Genomic DNA, 14,431 nt, shown 5'->3' with positions numbered 1-14,431 from the left:
CCGCCGGTCCTGTCTATGCTCAAGCCCATGGCACTGGAATGGGAACAGATCATCGTCGACTCCGCCGACCCTGTCGCTCTCGGGCGCTGGTGGGCTGAGGCTCTCGGCTGGGTTGTGGTCGACGAATCTGAGGAGATCATCGAGGTCCGGCCTGAGCCGGACCGGATGCCGGGGCTGCTCTTCGTGCCCGTCGCCGAGGGGAAGACGTCCAAGAACCGGCTCCACCCCGACTTCCGCCCCGACGACCAGGAGGCCGAGGTCGCCCGGCTGCTCTCCCTCGGTGCCCGGCGCGTCGACGCGGTGCAGGACGAGCAGCACTGGGTGACCCTCCTCGACCCGGAGGGCAACGAGTTCTGCGTCCTGGGTGAGCGGAAGAGCTGAGCGGAGGCCGGCAGTCTAGGAGGGGTGATGCCGGCGGTAGCGGCGGTCCGGGCGGCCGGTGCCGCCGTAGCGCGGGGAGACCTTGGCGGCGCCGATGGCGGTGAGGTGTTCGAGGTGGCGGTGGGCGCTGACCCCGGAGATGCCCATCTGGGCGGCGGAGGCCATCGCCTACGGTGTCCCCCGCTCCTATTGCCGCCCCTGTCAAGGGCGGCGAGTTGTTCCACCTCAGCGAGCAGGTCGGCCTTCTCGGAGGCGAGCTGTTGACGCGGTTGGTGCGGCGTGTTGTGATCCACTTACGCGTATTTCGTACTCGTTTAGTAGGAAATAGGGTGGTTATGGGGTTATTACAGCGTGCCGCCGCGGTCGTCGCGCTCCTGGTGAGTGTGGCGGGTGTCCAGGTGGCGCAGGGCGGGCCGGCGCGGGCGGCTCTGCCCACCGCCGCCGTCGCGCTCGGCGACAGTTTCGTCAGCGGCGAGGGTGCGGGAAGCTATCAGCCCGTCGTCGATGCCTCCGGTACGGCGCAGAGTTTCCCCGGGTGGTCGGCGGCCAACAGCAACGCCTATTTCTGTCATCGGTCGGCGAACGCGTCGGTGTTCGCGGCGGCGCTTCCGGGGATTCAGCAGCGTTTCAACCTGGCGTGCTCCGGTGCTCAGCCGGCTGACATCGCGGCTCCGTCGGGTGCTCGGGCCGAGGGGCGGGCGGTCGCTTCGCAGCTCGATCAGTTGCGTGCCGTCGCGCGGACGCATGACATCGATGTGGTGCTGGTCGGTCTCGGGTCGAACAACACGCAGTTCACCTTTGGTGATGTGGCCACGTTGTGTGCCAATCGGTTCATCGCGGATGCCTGGACGGGGTGGTGGGAGTTCTGGGCCTATCTGAAGGGTGAGGTGCCGCAGCGGCCCTGTACGGCTTCGGATCTGGCCACCGGTGCCGAGGTCGAGGCCGCTACTGCTGAGACGACGGCGGCTTTGCGGTTGATTCTGGACACTCTGGCGCAGGTTGATGCTGATGGCAGTCATCAGGTGATTCTGCAGACGTATACGAATCCGTTGCCGCCGGAGCTCGCCGCGCAGTATCACGAGGAGGACAACCGTTCCGACACTCGTGACAAGTTCCGTGCTCTGGGTGCGGAGCGGTATGCGGCTGGGTGTCCGATTCATCGGGCGAGTCTTGGTCCTGGGCAGGTGTTCTCGGAGAGTCTGGGGTCTCTGGTGCGGAATGCGCAGGCCGTGCTGGCGGCTGAGCGTCCGGCGGCTGATGTGCGGGTGCTGGATGTTCAGCGGGCTTTCGACGGGGCCAGGTTGTGTGAGAATCCGGGTAGTCCGGGGGGTGCGCTGGCCACGCCGGTGCGGGTGCAGGATGGGCCGTCCGGTACGTTCATCACGAGTCTGTCCGGCTGGGACAAGATCGGTATCCAGCGGGCGGCGAATACATGTGTCACCTATTTCCAGACGTGTCAGGAGTCGTGGCACCCTAACGCCGCGGGTCATGCGGTGCTCGGTCAGTGTCTGGCCGGTGCTTTCGCCGCGGCGCCGCGTGCGGTCGTCGGGTGTGCCCGTAACGCGGACGGCACGCTGACCATTTCCTGAGGCTGCGCGTCCGGCTGTTCGGGGGCCGGACGTGTCGTCGTGAAGGTGGGTCAGGCGGCGTCGTACGCGGTGGCGGCGGACTTGTCGCGCCATGGGGCCATGTCCCTCTCGATGCGGTCGAGGGTGACCTGGAGTCGTTCGAGGGTGTCGGGTCCGAGGTACAGGTGTCCCGGGAGTTCATTCTGACTGGTGACTTCGTAGATCAGGGCGGCGCTTTTGATCGGGTCGCCGAGCTGGGTGTGGTTGGCGGTGCCGGCCCAGTCGAGGGTGACGTGGGCGGGGGTGCCGTCGTAGGCGTCGATGCGGTGTCCGGCGGTGGACAGGGAGCTGGTGTCGAGGAAGTCGGTACGCAGGACACCGGGCTCGACGACCATGCACTGGATGCCGAACGGCGCCAGTTCGGCCGACAGCGCTTCGCTGAGGCCGGCGACGGCGAATTTCGAGGCGGAGTACATGCTCACGCCTGGTTCGCCTTCGAAGCCGGACCGGGATCCGATGTTGACGATCTTTCCGCCGCCCGCGGCGCGCATGCCGGGCAGGACGGCGCGGGTGAGGTTGATGAGAGCGAAGACGTTGAGGTCGAACAGGGAGCGGGCTTCGGCGTCGGTGATCTCCTCCAGTGCGCCGAGCAGGCCGCGGCCGGCGTTGTTGACCAGGACGTCGATGCTGCCGTAGCGCTGGACGGCCGTTTCGACGGCCTGGGTGATCTCGTCGTCGCGGGTGACGTCGAGGCGGACGCTGAGCACCCGGTCGGACCGCTGGAGGTCGCCGGGCAGGCGGGCGGGGTCGCGGACGGCCGCCACCACGGTGTCGCCGTGGGCGAGGGCGGTGCGGGCGAGGTGCAGGCCGAGGCCCCTGGAGGCGCCGGTGATGAACCAGGTGGACATGTGCGTGGCTCCTTCGTGCCGATGAGCGGACGGGGCCGGGGCGGGTCGTTTCCCGTCTCGTGCCCGGCTTCCACTGAACCAGCCCTGAGCTGCGAAAACGGGCCTCATCCTGGCCCAGGGGATCGGGGGACAGTTTGGGCCACCCTGGCGGAACGCCGCCTCGCGCGAAGGGGTGACACTGGGGGTATGGACCGTGACCACAGTCCGCTCGCCCAGTTCCTGCGTTCGGCCCGCTCCCGGCTCGGCCCGGAGGAGGCGGGGATCGAGGAGCCGGTGCTGGGGCGGCGCCGGGTGTCGGGGTTGCGGCGTGAGGAGCTGGCGCGGCTCGCCGGGGTGAGCGTGGATTACTACACCCGTCTGGAGCAGGGTCGTAGCCGGAGCGCTTCGCCTGAGGTGCTGGACGCGCTGGCCACGGCGCTTCGCCTGGACGACGCCGAGCGTGAGCATCTGCATGTTCTCGCGCGTCCTCAGCCTGCGCGGCGTCGTCGGCGTCCGCGCCCGCAGCGGGTTCACCCCGCTACCTGGCGGTTGCTGGAGGTTTTCGAGGGGGCGCGGCGGCCGGCTTTCGTTCTGGGGCGCCGGTTGGATGTGCTGGCGCACAATCGGCTGGCCGGGCGGCTGATCGCCGATTTCCGGGCGTTGCCGGCGGCGGAGCGTAATCAGGCGCGTTTCGTCTTTCTTGATCCGCACGCGCGGGAGTTGTACGCGAACTGGGCGGCCGTCGCCGCCGACACGGCCGCCATGCTCCGCCGTGACGCCGGTCGCCATCCGGAGGACCCGGCGCTGAGTGCGCTGGTCGGTGATCTGTCCATCCGGAGTGAGGCGTTCCGGCGTTACTGGTCGGACAACAAGGTGCATCGGCGCACCACGGGGAGCAAGGAGTATCACCATCCCCTGGTCGGTGATCTCACGGTCACCTATCAGGCGCTCATCCTGGCCGATGATCCCGATCAGACGTTGTTCGTCTATGACGTCGAGCCCGGCAGCCCGTCGGAGATGGCGTTGCGGCTGCTCGCCCGGTGGAGTGAGCCGGTCGGCGTGCTGTCGCGTCCTAGCGTCGGATCATGATGTTGATGACCTTCTCCGTGGTGTAGGAGAGGAGTTCTTCGAGGCATTCTTCCTTGGCGCCGACGCCGGAGGCTTTGACGCCGCCGTAGGGCACGTTGGGGAAGTGGGCTCCGGATCCGTTGATCCAGGTGAAGCCGGCTTCCATCGCTTCGGCGACGCGGAAGGCCCGGTCGAGATCGTTGGTCCAGACGGCTCCGGTGAGGCCGTAGCGGACGTCGTTGGCGATCTGGATCGCCTCTTGCTCGGTACGGAAGCGCAGGACGGACAGGACGGGGCCGAAGATTTCTTCCTGGGCGACGCGGGCGGCGGGGGTGACGTCGGCCAGGATCGTCGGTGCGACGAAGGCGGCCGGTTCGGCGGCTGGTGGGGTTGTGCCGCCGCGGACGAGCCGGGCGCCGTCGTCGAGGGCGATCTTGACGTAGCCGAGGGCCTTGGCCTGGGCGCGCCGGTCGACCATGGTGCCCTGGGTGGTCGTGGGGTCGAGGGGGTCGCCGAGGCGGATCTCGTCGACGGCGCGAGTGACTTCGGCGAGGACGTCGTCGTACACGCTGTCGTGGATGAGCAGGCGTGAGGTGGAGCCGCAGGACTGGCCGGCCCACATGAAGTTCATGCCCGCGACGGCGCTGCGCGCGGCCTCGGTGACGGGGGCGTCGTCGAAGACGATCATCGCGTTCTTGCCGCCCAGTTCCAGGGTGACGTGTTTGACGCCGGATTCGGCCGCGGCGCGCTGGATGGCGCGGCCGGTGGGCTCGGATCCGATGAATCCGATGCGGCGGACGGCGGGGTGGCGCACGATCCGGTCGGGGACCGCGGGGCCGTCGCCGACGACGATGTTGAGCACGCCTGGCGGGAGGAGGTCGCGGGCCAGTTCGCCGAGCCGCAGCGTCGACAGGGGTCCAGCCTCGGGCGGCTTGATGACGCACGGGTTGCCGGCGATGAGGGGTGCCGCGACGCGGCAGGCGAACATCAGCGGGTGGTTGAACGGGAAGATCTTGGCCACGACGCCGACCGGTTCGCGCAGGGTCAGGTGCACGGCTCCGGAGCCCGGGATGGTCTGGCCTTTCAGCTCCAGGGCGAGCCCGGCGTACATGCGCATCTGCTCGACGGCGATGCGGACGTCGGTGCGGGCGTTGGTGATGGGGGAGCCGACGTCGAGCGTGTCCAGGAGCGCGAGCTCTTCGGCGTGCTCCTCGACGGCGTCGGCGAGGGCGAGGACGCGGCGTGCGCGTTCGGCGACCGGGGTGGAGCGCCAGCCGGCGCGTGCCTGCTCGGCGGCTTCGACGGCGGCGTCCACGTCGGCCGGCTGGGCGTCGGGGACCGTGGCGAGCGCGTCGCCGGTGTAGGGGTCGGTGGTGGTGAACGTGGCTCCGTCTGTGGCGGCGGTGGGCCGGCCGCCGATCAGCATGAGGAAGGGCCGCCCGAGCACGTCGTCGATCTCGTGGCGGCGTTCCTGCCGGGGTGCGGTGATGTGCTGGGTGGTCATCAGGTGTGGTTCCCGTCCTGTGCGACCTGGCGGCACCAGACGTCCCAGGCGCGGCGGGCTTGTGCGCCGACGGTCTGGTCGGCGGCCTTGGCCTCGCCGGCGCTGAGGTAGCGCGGGGTGCCCAGGGTCAGGGCCTGGAGCTGGATGCGGGCGTTGACCTCGGTGTAGACGGCGCGGTAGACGACGTCCATGAGGGAGGGGCCGGCGGTCACGGAGCCGTGGCCGCGCATCAGGGCGACGGCGCCGCCGCCGAGGGTGGTCGCGAGGGAGGCGCCGAGTCGCGGTGAGGTGATGAGGAGGTCGCTGGCGTCGCCGGCGTGGTCGCTGATCTCGTAGATCGGGGTGCGCTCGGCGGCGAGGAAGCCGGCCATGTGGACGAGCGGGCGCAGGGGTGTGTCGCTGACGCCGAACGGGATGACCGAGGGTGAGTGGCTGTGCACGACGGCGAGGACGTCGGGGCGGTGCCGGTAGATCTCGGCGTGGATGAAGCGTTCGAGGTAGGGGGTGCGGGGGTCGTCGCTCTCGCCGTCGAGGTGGTGGACGAGCAGGTCGGACGGTGTCACGGATCCCGGCGCGAGGTTGCGTGAGAGCAGGAAGGTGTCGGCGCCGGGTGCGGTGCGGGCGCTGACGTGGCCGAAGGCGTCGAGGACTCCTTCGCGTACCAGGATGTGGTTGGCGGCGGTGAGGGCGTCACGCAGGTCGGCGCCGGACGGGTGCGGGTGGGTCATGGTTTCCTTCCAGCCTCGTCGGCTCGGTCTTCACGGGTGAGTGCGGCGGCCATCGCGGGGGCGTAGCCGGTTTCGACGACCACGTCCACGATGACGGTGGCGCCGGCGCGGGTGTCCTGGACGGCGGTGCGCAGGGTGCCGGCGAGGTCCGCCTGGCCGGTGATGGGCCCGTAGCCGACGGCGCCCTGGGCGCGGGCGAGTGCGGCGAGGTCGGGGGCGGGGTCGGCGATGCGCTGGCCGACCCATTTGCGGGTGACGTCGCGGTCGCGTACGAGGGCGACCTTCTCCTGGTGGACTTCGTCGTTGAAGTAGGAGCGGTTGTTGGCGACGATGATGAGGGCGGGGATGCGCTGGTTGACGGCGGTCCAGATGGCCTGGACTCCCATGAGGTAGTCGCCGTCGCCGAGGACGGAGACGGGCAGTCGTCCGCTGTCGCGCAGGGCGAGTGCGGCGCCGACGGTCATGCCCGGTCCTGAGCCGATTCCGCCGCCGCCGTCGTAGCCGAGATAGTCGAGCGGGTGCTCGAAGTCCCAGCTGTCTCCGTCCCATCCGAGGGGGAGGCGGACGAGGGTGGTGTCGGCGCCGTCCAGGACCGAGCGCAGGGTGGCGCTGAGGTGTGGCAGATCGATGGGTCCGGCGTCCGTGGCCGGTTCGGGTGCGGGGCGGGGGTTCAAGGGGGTGCTGGGGCCGGGGGTCAGGTGGGTGAGCAGGTCCGCCACGGCCGTGTCGGGTTCGGCGGGGAGCCACACGTCGGCAGGGGCGCGGCCTTGGTGGTCCTTGCTCCAGCCGTTGGCCAGCAGCGGTTCCAGGGTCGCGGAGACGACGGCGGTGGAGCCGGGCACGGCGGCCTGGGCGAGGGTGCCGGCGAGGTCGATCCAGCCCAGGGCGAGGACGGCGTCGGCGGCGCGCAGGGCTTCCTGGGCGTGCCGGCCGAGGAAGAAGCCGGGGCCCGGGACGTGGGCGGGGTGGCGGCTGGGGAAGGTGGAGCCGGCTTTGAGGTCGGTGATGACGCGGGCGCCGAGCGCTTCGGCCAGTTTGATCCGGTTGGTCCAGGCGGTTTCGTCGCGCCGGCCGGGGCCGAGGAGGATGACGGGCGAGGTGGCCCGTGCCAGGACGGCCGCGGCTCTGGCGATCGAGTCCGCCGACGCGGTCGGCTGGTCGGCGGCGCGCCCCTTGCTGATGGCAGGGGGTTGGGGCGGGTCGGTGAGCTGCTGCTCCTGCACGGCGCTGTCGAGGACGACGTACGTGGGCGCGGTCGGCGCGGTCCGGGTGATGTCCCAGGCGCGGGCGAGGGACTCCAGGGACGCGGGGACCGAGGTCGGGGTGTCGTCCCATTTGACGAAGTTGCGGACGAGTGCCGGTTGGTCGGCGGCGGTGTGGATCCAGTCGATCCAGGGCCGGCGTTTGGCCGCGTCGAGGGGTCCGGTGGCGCCGATGACGAGCATGGGGACGCGGTCGCACCAGGCGTTGTAGAGCGCCATGGTGGCGTGCATGAGGCCGACGTTGCTGTGCAGCGCCACCGCCATCGGCTCGCCGGTCACCTTGGCCCAGCCGTGGGCGATGGCGACGGCGTGCTCCTCGTGCAGGCAGAGCAGCAGGTGCGGGCCCGCGTCGCCGGCGTAGTTGACCAGGCTGTCGTGCAGGCCGCGGAAGCTGGCGCCCGGGTTGAGCGCGATGTGCCGGATGCCGGCGTGCTGCAGCAGGTCGACGATGGCGTCGCTGCCCCATTGCGGGGTGCGGCCGGTCGGTGGTGCGGCGTCCGCGCGTACGTCGTCGGTGGTGGTCATCGATCGCCTTTCAGACTTTCGGAGCGGTGCGCGTGGCTTCCATCAGAGCAGTCCGGGAAGGACGAAGGCCATGGTGAGGACCGGCGCGGTCACCACCATGAGGGCGCCCCAGGACAGGAAGCCGCGGTAGGTGTAGTGGCGGTCCTCGGAGTCGGCGTTGGACAGCACGACCGCGCCGATCGTCGAGAACGGGGTGGAGTCGACGACCGTGGCGCTGATCGCCACTGCGATGGCCATGCCGGTCACCGAGATCTGGCCGCTGAGCAGGAACGGCATCGCGAGCGGGATGAGGACGGCGATGATGCCGGCGCTGGAGGCGAAGGCCGAGACGACCGCGCCGATCAGGCAGATGAGGAACGCGGTGGCGAGCGGCGAGCCGAGGCTGTTGGCGGCGTCGCCGACGAACTTGATGGTGCCGATCTCGTTGAGCAGGCCGACGTAGGTGACGACGCCGCAGATGAGCAGGACGACGTCCCAGGCGATGCGCTTGGCGGCGCCGGTCGAGCTCTTCGGGGCGACCACCATGAGGAGCACGGAGGCGGACAGGGCCAGGATGCCGAGGTCGACCTTGCCGACCATGGCGATCGCGCCGACGGCGACGATGACGGCGAGGGTCAGGCCCTTGATCCGGTCGAAGGTCAGGGGCTGCGCGTCAGGCGTGTCAGGCGTGCCGGCCGGGTCGGTCGCCGGCGTCCCGGAGCCCGCGGGGGACGCGGCCGTCATCCGGGCCGAGGTCGCGGCCGCGGTGACGCCGGCGGTGCCAGTGGTAGACGCGGTGGCGGTGACCGGCTCAGCGAGCGCGGTGATGGGGAGGGCCGCGGTGCCGCGTTCGGCGCGCCACAGCTTCAGGCCGCCGAAGAAGCAGTAGATGACGACGCCGAGCATGACGTTGTAGCCGATGTTGGCCAGGAACAGCGCGATGGGGTTGGGGTCGAGCCCGGCCCGTTCGATGGTGGTGTTGACGGTGGCGCCGAGCAGGTTGACGGGTGAGAAGTTGCCGCAGCAGGCGCCGTGCAGGATCATCAGGCCGGCCAGCCTGGGGCTGATCCCGTGCTTCTTGGCCAGCCGCATCCCGATGGGGGCGACCAGGCCGACGACGACGGGGGCGAGCGCGCCCAGGCTGGTGACGACTCCGGCGATGAGGAACAGCAGCCAGGGCATGACGGACGCGCGGCCGCGTACGGACCGGCTGAGGACGTCGACGACCCATTCGATCGTGCCGTTGACGGCGGCGATGCCGAACAGGAACGTGACCCCGATCAGCAGCACGAACAGGTCGGCGGGGAAGGCGGCGTAGAGCTCGTCGACGCCCTTTCCGGTGACGAGCAGGACCATGGCCCCGCCGCCGACGAGGGCGACGGCGCCGAGGTTGATGCCGCGCAGTGCGCCGAGGAGGAACGCGAGTGCGAGCACTCCGATGGCGAGCAGATGGACTTGCATGAGTTGGATCCGTTCATCACGGCTGGTTGAGGATTCCAGCCCTCGGGATTTCGCCCCCCCGACGACCGGGCCGCTCCCGCGGCATGAGCCCGGCAGATGTCTCGCGTCCAGCGGTCGCCCGGCCCGGTCACTGGACTGTAGGCGCCGGTGCAGTCTGCTGTCGATACTCCGCGTTCTGCATAGCAGAAAGTTTCCAGGGTATTTCGGGCGCGGCACACATCCGCCCGGCGGGGGCGGTGAGGGGGTGGCGTGGTTACTCGCGCCCGGCCAGGCGGGCGGCGGCGGCGTGCAGCCGCTGGACGTGGGCCTTCTCCAGGGCCGGGCTCCAGCGGGAGTCGGGTGCGGCGATGCTCAGGCCGCCGAGCAGGTCGCCGCCGGGGTCGACGACGGCGACGCCGACGGAGCAGACGCCCAGCTCGACCTCGCCCCGGTTGCGGGCGTAGCCGCGGGCCCGGGTCCTGGCCAGCTCGCGCAGGAGGGTTTCGTGGCCGGTCACGTCGTGGTCGCCGAGCTGGGCGGGGGCGCCGTAGCGGGCGCTGACCCACTCGTCGCTCTCGGCGGCGAGCATGGCGCGGCCGATGCTGGTGTCGCGGGCGGGCATGGTGCGGCCCTGCCGGCCGGTGACCCGCAGCGCGCGGGTGCTCTCCACGACGTCGATGTAGCGCACGTCGGTGCCGTCGAGGACGGCGAAGTGCGCCGTCTCGCCGCTCTCCTTGGCCAGGTGGGCGAGGGTGGGGCGGATCTCGCGGGCGACGTCGAAGCGGATGCCGGTGTCGCGGCGCAGGTCGAGGAGGTAGGGGCCGGCCCGGTAGCTGCGGGTGCGGGGGTCTTGCACCGCGAACCCGCGGTAGACGAACATCGCGAGCAGGCGGTGGGCGGTGGACTGGCCGACGTCGAGCCGGGCCCTGACCTCCGAGAGCTTCACCTCGGGGCTCTCGGCGAGCATCTGGATGAGGCTGAGCGCGCGGTCCACCGATGCGATGGGATACGGCGGTGCGGGCCGTTCCCTGTCCGCTCCCGTCATGTGGACGAACGCTACCGGCCCGGCGAACGGGGGCGCAAACGCCCGTCAGAGCGCCGGCGCGGGCCGGCTCAGGTCGCCGCCGCCGACGGCCCCTCAGGTCCCCCTCAGGCCTCTCAGGTCTGCGCGAGCGTCACGGACGACAGCGGGATCACCGGGTACATCGGCGGTTCCTCCTCGGGGACGAGCGCGGTCGGCCCGTAGATCCAGTCGGTGTAGATGTGGTCGTGCGGCTCGCGGGCCCGCAGGATCGTGTTGCGGCGCAGGCGCGGCTCGCCGTCGAGGTGCCACAGGTCGCCCCAGGCACGCGCGGTGAGCACGACGCGGCGGCAGTGCTCGGGCCGCACGGCCTCGTAGGCGGCCAGCGCGGCGGCCCAGTCGACCCGGCCCGTCGCGCCGTCCCGTTGCCGGGCGACGTGCTCGGCGAGCACCCAGCCGTCCTCGATCGCCATGATCGCGCCCTGCGCCATGTACTGCAGCGGCGGGTGGGCCGCGTCGCCGAGCAGCGCGATCCGGCCGTGCACCCAGGTCATGATCGGGTCGCGGTCGTACATGCGCCACCAGCGGTCCCGCCACATCAGCGGGATCCCCGAGCGCACCACGGGCGCGGTGGCGGCGAACGCGGCGTCCAGTTCGTCCGGCGTGCCCCACTCCTGCTCTCCGGCCAGCGCCTTCGGTGAGCGGAAGACGGCGACCTGGTTGAGCAGGTCGCCGCCGCGCAGCCCGTAACGCACGAAGTGGCAGCCGGGGCCGACATAGACCACGACCTCGGACAGGTTGACGTCGCCGGGCGGCATCTCCTGCATCGGGACGGTGGCGCGGTAGGCGACGTAGGCGGAGCTGACCGGTTCGTCGTCGACGAGCAGTTTGCGGGCGACCGAGTGCAGGCCGTCGGCGGCGATCACGACCGGCGCCCGCATGACGCGGCCGTCGGCCAGTTTCACCTCCGCGCCCTGCCTTCCGTGGGGTGCGGTGGTGTTGGCGTAGCCGTCGACGCGGTGGTCGGTGAGCAGGTCCACGCCGGCGCGCCGGCAGGCGCGCAGGAACAGGCCGTGCAGGTCGCTGCGGTGGATCACCATGTACGGGGAGCCGTAGGCGCGTTCGAGGTCGGTCAGGTCGAGCCGGGTGAGCTCGCTGCCGTCGAGGGCGTCGCGCATGACCATGCCGGTCGGCAGGAGGCCGAGCGACTTGGCCTCCTCCAGCAGGCCGTACTCGGCCAGGATCCGGGTGCAGTTGGGTGCGATCTGGATGCCCGCGCCGACCTCGCCGAACTCCTTCGCCTGCTCCAGCACGCGGACCTTGAGGCCCTTGCGGGTCAGGGCGTAGGCCGTGGACAGCCCGCCGATGCCGCCGCCGACGACCAGCACATCGACCTCACCGGCCCCGCTACCAGCCAGGCCGCTGCTCACAGCCACGCTCCCAGCTCGGGCGCGCCCGCCAGCCGGTGCGGGCGTCCGGTCAGCCAGGCGGCGCGTTCGGCCAGGGGGCCTTCGACGGGCGGCACGCCGCCGCGCTGGGCGGCGACGTCGGCGCACAGCGCCTCCAGGTAGGCGGGTGGCAGGTCGGCGAAGGCGACGCCGAGGCCGAGATCGACGGTGTGCACGTAGACCTCGCGGGCGCGCAGCCACGGCACCTCGGTGGCCGGCACGGTGCGGCCCTGCGCGGTGACGACCTCGACCGCCCACTGCCGCTCGCTCAGCGCCGCCGACGCCTCTGCCAGGGCGGTCGCGGAGCGGTACAGCCAGGTCTCCAGGCCGGCGGCCGGCATCCGCACGCCGCGTTCGATCCCGGCGGCGCGCTCGGCGGGGGAGGCGTACATCGGCGTGGGCTCGCCGGTGGCCGCCCAGCGCACGAGGTTGCCGAGCGCGTCGGCGTTGGCCGCGACGTGGGCGAGCACGTGCCCGCGGGTCCAGCCCGGCAGCAGGCTGGGCCGCGCGTACTCCGCCTCGTCCAGCCCGGCCACCGTGTCGAGGAGCAGCTTGGTGCCGTCGTCCGCCCAGCGCCGGGTGTCGGCGAAACTCCGCCTCACGGCTCCACCACCACCTGGTTGACGCAGGCGCCGATGCCCTCGACCTCCGTCACGACGCTCTCCCCTCCGGTGAGGTACACCTTCGGGTCGCGGGCATGGCCGACGCCGGCGGGGGTGCCGGTGGCGATCAGGTCGCCGGGGTTGAGCCGCACGACGGTGGAGACGTAACGCACCAGGTGCACGGGGTCGAAGAGCAGCGTGGCGGTGTCGTCCTGCTGCATGAGGCGGCCGTCGACGGTGGTGCGCACCGTCAGCGCCGGGCGGACGCCGCCGGGGAGCTCGTCGGGGGTCACGAGGTACGGGCCCACCGGGGTGGAGGAGTCCCAGATCTTGCCCTGGGTCCACTCGACGGTGCGGAACTGCCAGTCGCGTACCGAAACGTCGTTCATGACGGTGAAGCCGGCGATGGCCGCGGCGGCCTCCTGCTCGCCGGCGCGGCGCACGGGCCGGCCGATCACCACGGCGAGCTCGACCTCCCAGTCGAGCGCGTCGGTCTCGGGAGGCTTGACGATGTCGTCGCGCGCGCCGATCAGGGAGTCGGCGAACTTGGGGAACAGCGTCGGGAAAGCCGGCAGCTCGCGGCCCATCTCCTTGATGTGCCCGGTGTAGTTGTGGCCGACGCAGATCACCTTCGACGGGCGCGGCACCACGGGCGCGAAGTCGGCGCCTTCGGCGTCGTAGGTGAGGCCGGTCGCGGCCGCGGCGGCCCGCTCCCAGCCGGGATCGGCCAGGAACGCGCCGAGATCCTCGGCGCCGAGGTCGACCAGCGTGCCGCCGTCGAGCTTCACGGCGCGGGTGCCGCCGGGGGTGCGGATGGTGGCCAGCCTCATCAGGCGTTCCCCCTCCGGTCGAGCCGCAGCGCCTCGAAGACGGGCGAGTCGGAGAAGCGGAACAGGTCCATCGCGCCGGAATCAGAATCGGCCGACCCCGCTTCCGAGCGCACGGAGAACGGCTCCCACGACGGCACCACGAACAGGTCGCCGCGGGTGACCGACCAGGTCGTCTCGCCGACGGTGACCGTTCCTGCGCCGTTGAAGACCTGGTAGACGCTCGATCCGGTCTCCCGGACCGGGGCGGTCTCGGCACCGCGCACGACGCGGTGCATCTCGGCCCGGATGGTGGACAGCACGTCGCCGCCCGTCGCCGGGTTGGCGAAGCGGACCGCGGCGTGGCCCGGCTCGACCGTCCCGCCGTACCCCTCGGCCTCAAGAGCGAGCTGATCGGCGAGTGCGGCGTCGGTGAACTCCCACTTGTAGGCCAAGAGCGGCGAATCCCCGGCGGGGGCCGGCGTCGCCGAGAGCGGGCGCAGGCCGGGGTGGCCCCACAGGCGCTCGGATCGGCTCCGCTCGGGGGTGGTGCGCTCGGCCTCGGACAGCTCGTCGCGGCCGAACTCGAAGAACTGCGCCTCGGTGACGTACTGGAACGGGATGTCCAGGCCGTCGAGCCAGGCCATGGGCTCGGTGGTGGCGTTGTGGTGGGCGTGCCAGTTCCAGCCGGCCTGCGGCAGGAAGTCGCCCCGGTTCATCGGCACGGGGTCGCCGTCGACCACGGTCCACACGCCCGAGCCCTCGACCACGAACCGGAAGGCGTGCTGGGTGTGGCGGTGCTCGGGGGCGTCCTCGCCGGGCATCAGGTACTGGATCGCGGCCCACAGCGTCGGCGTGGCGAACGGGCGGCCCCCCAGCGACGGGTTGGCCAGAGCGATCGCGCGGCGCTCGCCGCCGCGGCCGACCGGCACGATCTCGCCGGCGCGGGCCGCGAGCTTGAGCAGGTTGTCCCAGTGCCACAGGTGCGCCACCGCCCGCGAGCGCGGGTGGGCCGGCATCAGGTCGCCGATCTCCGTCCACAACGGGACCAGCAATTCCTCCTCGAAACCGCGGTAGAGCTCGTGCAGGGCGGGCGTGACGTCGGGCTGGTCGGGGGCCGAGACGGCCTGCAGCCGGACCGGGGTTCGTATCGTGCTCATATGTGAGAGAGTGCTGGATATCCCGACATATAGAACAACATATTCTTCTGTG

Annotated in this window: 14 protein-coding genes; 3 read left to right on the top strand and 11 right to left on the bottom strand. The window is 71.3% G+C overall.

The genetic code is table 11. The features are described from left to right. Nucleotides 1-27: 27 nt before the first annotated feature. A complete protein-coding gene (locus ABFX54_RS22875) occupies nt 28-381 on the top strand; it encodes a VOC family protein (RefSeq protein ID WP_346107836.1) in 354 nt (117 codons plus the stop codon). Between the two features lie 15 nt (nt 382-396). Here ABFX54_RS22875 and ABFX54_RS22870 read toward each other — a convergent pair whose 3' ends face one another. Beyond that, nucleotides 397-546 carry a hypothetical protein gene (locus ABFX54_RS22870; protein WP_346107834.1) on the bottom strand — a complete coding sequence of 50 codons (150 nt, stop codon included), beginning with the start codon at nt 544-546 and terminating at the stop codon, nt 397-399. Between the two features lie 50 nt (nt 547-596). On the opposite strand from ABFX54_RS22870, the gene ABFX54_RS22865 reads away from it, so the two are divergent. Further along, on the top strand, nt 597-1,970 hold the full coding sequence (locus tag ABFX54_RS22865) for an SGNH/GDSL hydrolase family protein (RefSeq protein WP_346107832.1): 1,374 nt from the start codon (nt 597-599) through the stop codon (nt 1,968-1,970). 50 nt (nt 1,971-2,020) lie between these two features. Here the strand turns inward: ABFX54_RS22865 and ABFX54_RS22860 are convergent, their stop codons facing one another. Then, the gene (locus ABFX54_RS22860) at nt 2,021-2,857 is read right to left on the bottom strand and encodes an SDR family oxidoreductase (RefSeq protein ID WP_346107830.1); all 837 of its coding nucleotides are present in this window, start codon (nt 2,855-2,857) and stop codon (nt 2,021-2,023) included. A gap of 186 nt (nt 2,858-3,043) precedes the next feature. On the opposite strand from ABFX54_RS22860, the gene ABFX54_RS22855 reads away from it, so the two are divergent. Next, nucleotides 3,044-3,925: a helix-turn-helix transcriptional regulator gene (locus tag ABFX54_RS22855; protein WP_346107828.1), complete on the top strand. Its 882-nt coding sequence runs from the start codon at nt 3,044-3,046 to the stop codon at nt 3,923-3,925. Here ABFX54_RS22855 and ABFX54_RS22850 read toward each other — a convergent pair. From ABFX54_RS22850 to ABFX54_RS22810, 9 genes are all read right to left on the bottom strand, one after another. Then, complete coding sequence (locus ABFX54_RS22850; protein ID WP_346107826.1) at nt 3,909-5,408, bottom strand: aldehyde dehydrogenase family protein; 1,500 nt, start codon at nt 5,406-5,408, stop codon at nt 3,909-3,911. The genes ABFX54_RS22855 and ABFX54_RS22850 overlap by 17 nt on opposite strands. Continuing rightward, nucleotides 5,408-6,136 carry a class II aldolase/adducin family protein gene (locus ABFX54_RS22845; RefSeq protein WP_346107824.1) on the bottom strand — a complete coding sequence of 243 codons (729 nt, stop codon included), beginning with the start codon at nt 6,134-6,136 and terminating at the stop codon, nt 5,408-5,410. The genes ABFX54_RS22850 and ABFX54_RS22845 overlap by 1 nt, the downstream gene beginning before the upstream one ends. Continuing rightward, nucleotides 6,133-7,923: a thiamine pyrophosphate-binding protein gene (locus tag ABFX54_RS22840; protein WP_346107822.1), complete on the bottom strand. Its 1,791-nt coding sequence runs from the start codon at nt 7,921-7,923 to the stop codon at nt 6,133-6,135. Before ABFX54_RS22840 ends, ABFX54_RS22845 begins: the two co-directional genes overlap by 4 nt. Nucleotides 7,924-7,965: 42 nt before the next feature. Beyond that, nucleotides 7,966-9,363 (bottom strand): SLC13 family permease, encoded by a 1,398-nt coding sequence (locus ABFX54_RS22835; RefSeq protein ID WP_346107821.1) that lies wholly within the window; start codon nt 9,361-9,363, stop codon nt 7,966-7,968. A gap of 253 nt (nt 9,364-9,616) precedes the next feature. Continuing rightward, entirely contained in the window at nt 9,617-10,387 is a 771-nt protein-coding gene (locus tag ABFX54_RS22830; protein ID WP_346107819.1) for an IclR family transcriptional regulator, read from the bottom strand. Between the two features lie 113 nt (nt 10,388-10,500). Further along, entirely contained in the window at nt 10,501-11,793 is a 1,293-nt protein-coding gene (locus tag ABFX54_RS22825; protein WP_346107818.1) for an FAD-dependent oxidoreductase, read from the bottom strand. Then, a complete protein-coding gene (locus ABFX54_RS22820; RefSeq protein ID WP_346107816.1) occupies nt 11,790-12,413 on the bottom strand; it encodes a maleylpyruvate isomerase N-terminal domain-containing protein in 624 nt (207 codons plus the stop codon). Before ABFX54_RS22820 ends, ABFX54_RS22825 begins: the two co-directional genes overlap by 4 nt. Further along, entirely contained in the window at nt 12,410-13,243 is an 834-nt protein-coding gene (locus tag ABFX54_RS22815) for a fumarylacetoacetate hydrolase family protein (protein WP_346107815.1), read from the bottom strand. The genes ABFX54_RS22820 and ABFX54_RS22815 overlap by 4 nt, the downstream gene beginning before the upstream one ends. After that, the gene (locus ABFX54_RS22810; protein ID WP_346107813.1) at nt 13,243-14,379 is read right to left on the bottom strand and encodes a cupin domain-containing protein; all 1,137 of its coding nucleotides are present in this window, start codon (nt 14,377-14,379) and stop codon (nt 13,243-13,245) included. The genes ABFX54_RS22815 and ABFX54_RS22810 overlap by 1 nt, the downstream gene beginning before the upstream one ends. Nucleotides 14,380-14,431 lie beyond the last annotated feature (52 nt).

The sequence above is a fragment of the Nonomuraea maheshkhaliensis genome, assembly GCF_039529435.1.
Taxonomy (GTDB): Bacteria; Actinomycetota; Actinomycetes; order Streptosporangiales; family Streptosporangiaceae; genus Nonomuraea; species Nonomuraea maheshkhaliensis.
The sequence above is the reverse complement of the archived record's forward strand: the minus strand, read 5'-3'. Positions and strand labels throughout refer to the sequence as shown.

Bases quoted from the DNA above. Each gene is read 5' to 3' on its own strand.
- ABFX54_RS22840 (WP_346107822.1), bottom strand. From the start codon at position 7,923: ATGACCACCACCGACGACGTACGCGCGGACGCCGCACCACCGACCGGC.
- ABFX54_RS22850 (WP_346107826.1), bottom strand. From the start codon at position 5,408: ATGACCACCCAGCACATCACCGCACCCCGGCAGGAACGCCGCCACGAG.
- ABFX54_RS22860 (WP_346107830.1), bottom strand. From the start codon at position 2,857: ATGTCCACCTGGTTCATCACCGGCGCCTCCAGGGGCCTCGGCCTGCAC.
- ABFX54_RS22855 (WP_346107828.1), top strand. From the start codon at position 3,044: ATGGACCGTGACCACAGTCCGCTCGCCCAGTTCCTGCGTTCGGCCCGC.
- ABFX54_RS22830 (WP_346107819.1), bottom strand. From the start codon at position 10,387: ATGACGGGAGCGGACAGGGAACGGCCCGCACCGCCGTATCCCATCGCA.
- ABFX54_RS22810 (WP_346107813.1), bottom strand. From the start codon at position 14,379: ATGAGCACGATACGAACCCCGGTCCGGCTGCAGGCCGTCTCGGCCCCC.
- ABFX54_RS22835 (WP_346107821.1), bottom strand. From the start codon at position 9,363: ATGCAAGTCCATCTGCTCGCCATCGGAGTGCTCGCACTCGCGTTCCTC.
- ABFX54_RS22845 (WP_346107824.1), bottom strand. From the start codon at position 6,136: ATGACCCACCCGCACCCGTCCGGCGCCGACCTGCGTGACGCCCTCACC.
- ABFX54_RS22875 (WP_346107836.1), top strand. From the start codon at position 28: ATGGCACTGGAATGGGAACAGATCATCGTCGACTCCGCCGACCCTGTC.
- ABFX54_RS22870 (WP_346107834.1), bottom strand. From the start codon at position 546: ATGGCCTCCGCCGCCCAGATGGGCATCTCCGGGGTCAGCGCCCACCGC.
- ABFX54_RS22815 (WP_346107815.1), bottom strand. From the start codon at position 13,243: ATGAGGCTGGCCACCATCCGCACCCCCGGCGGCACCCGCGCCGTGAAG.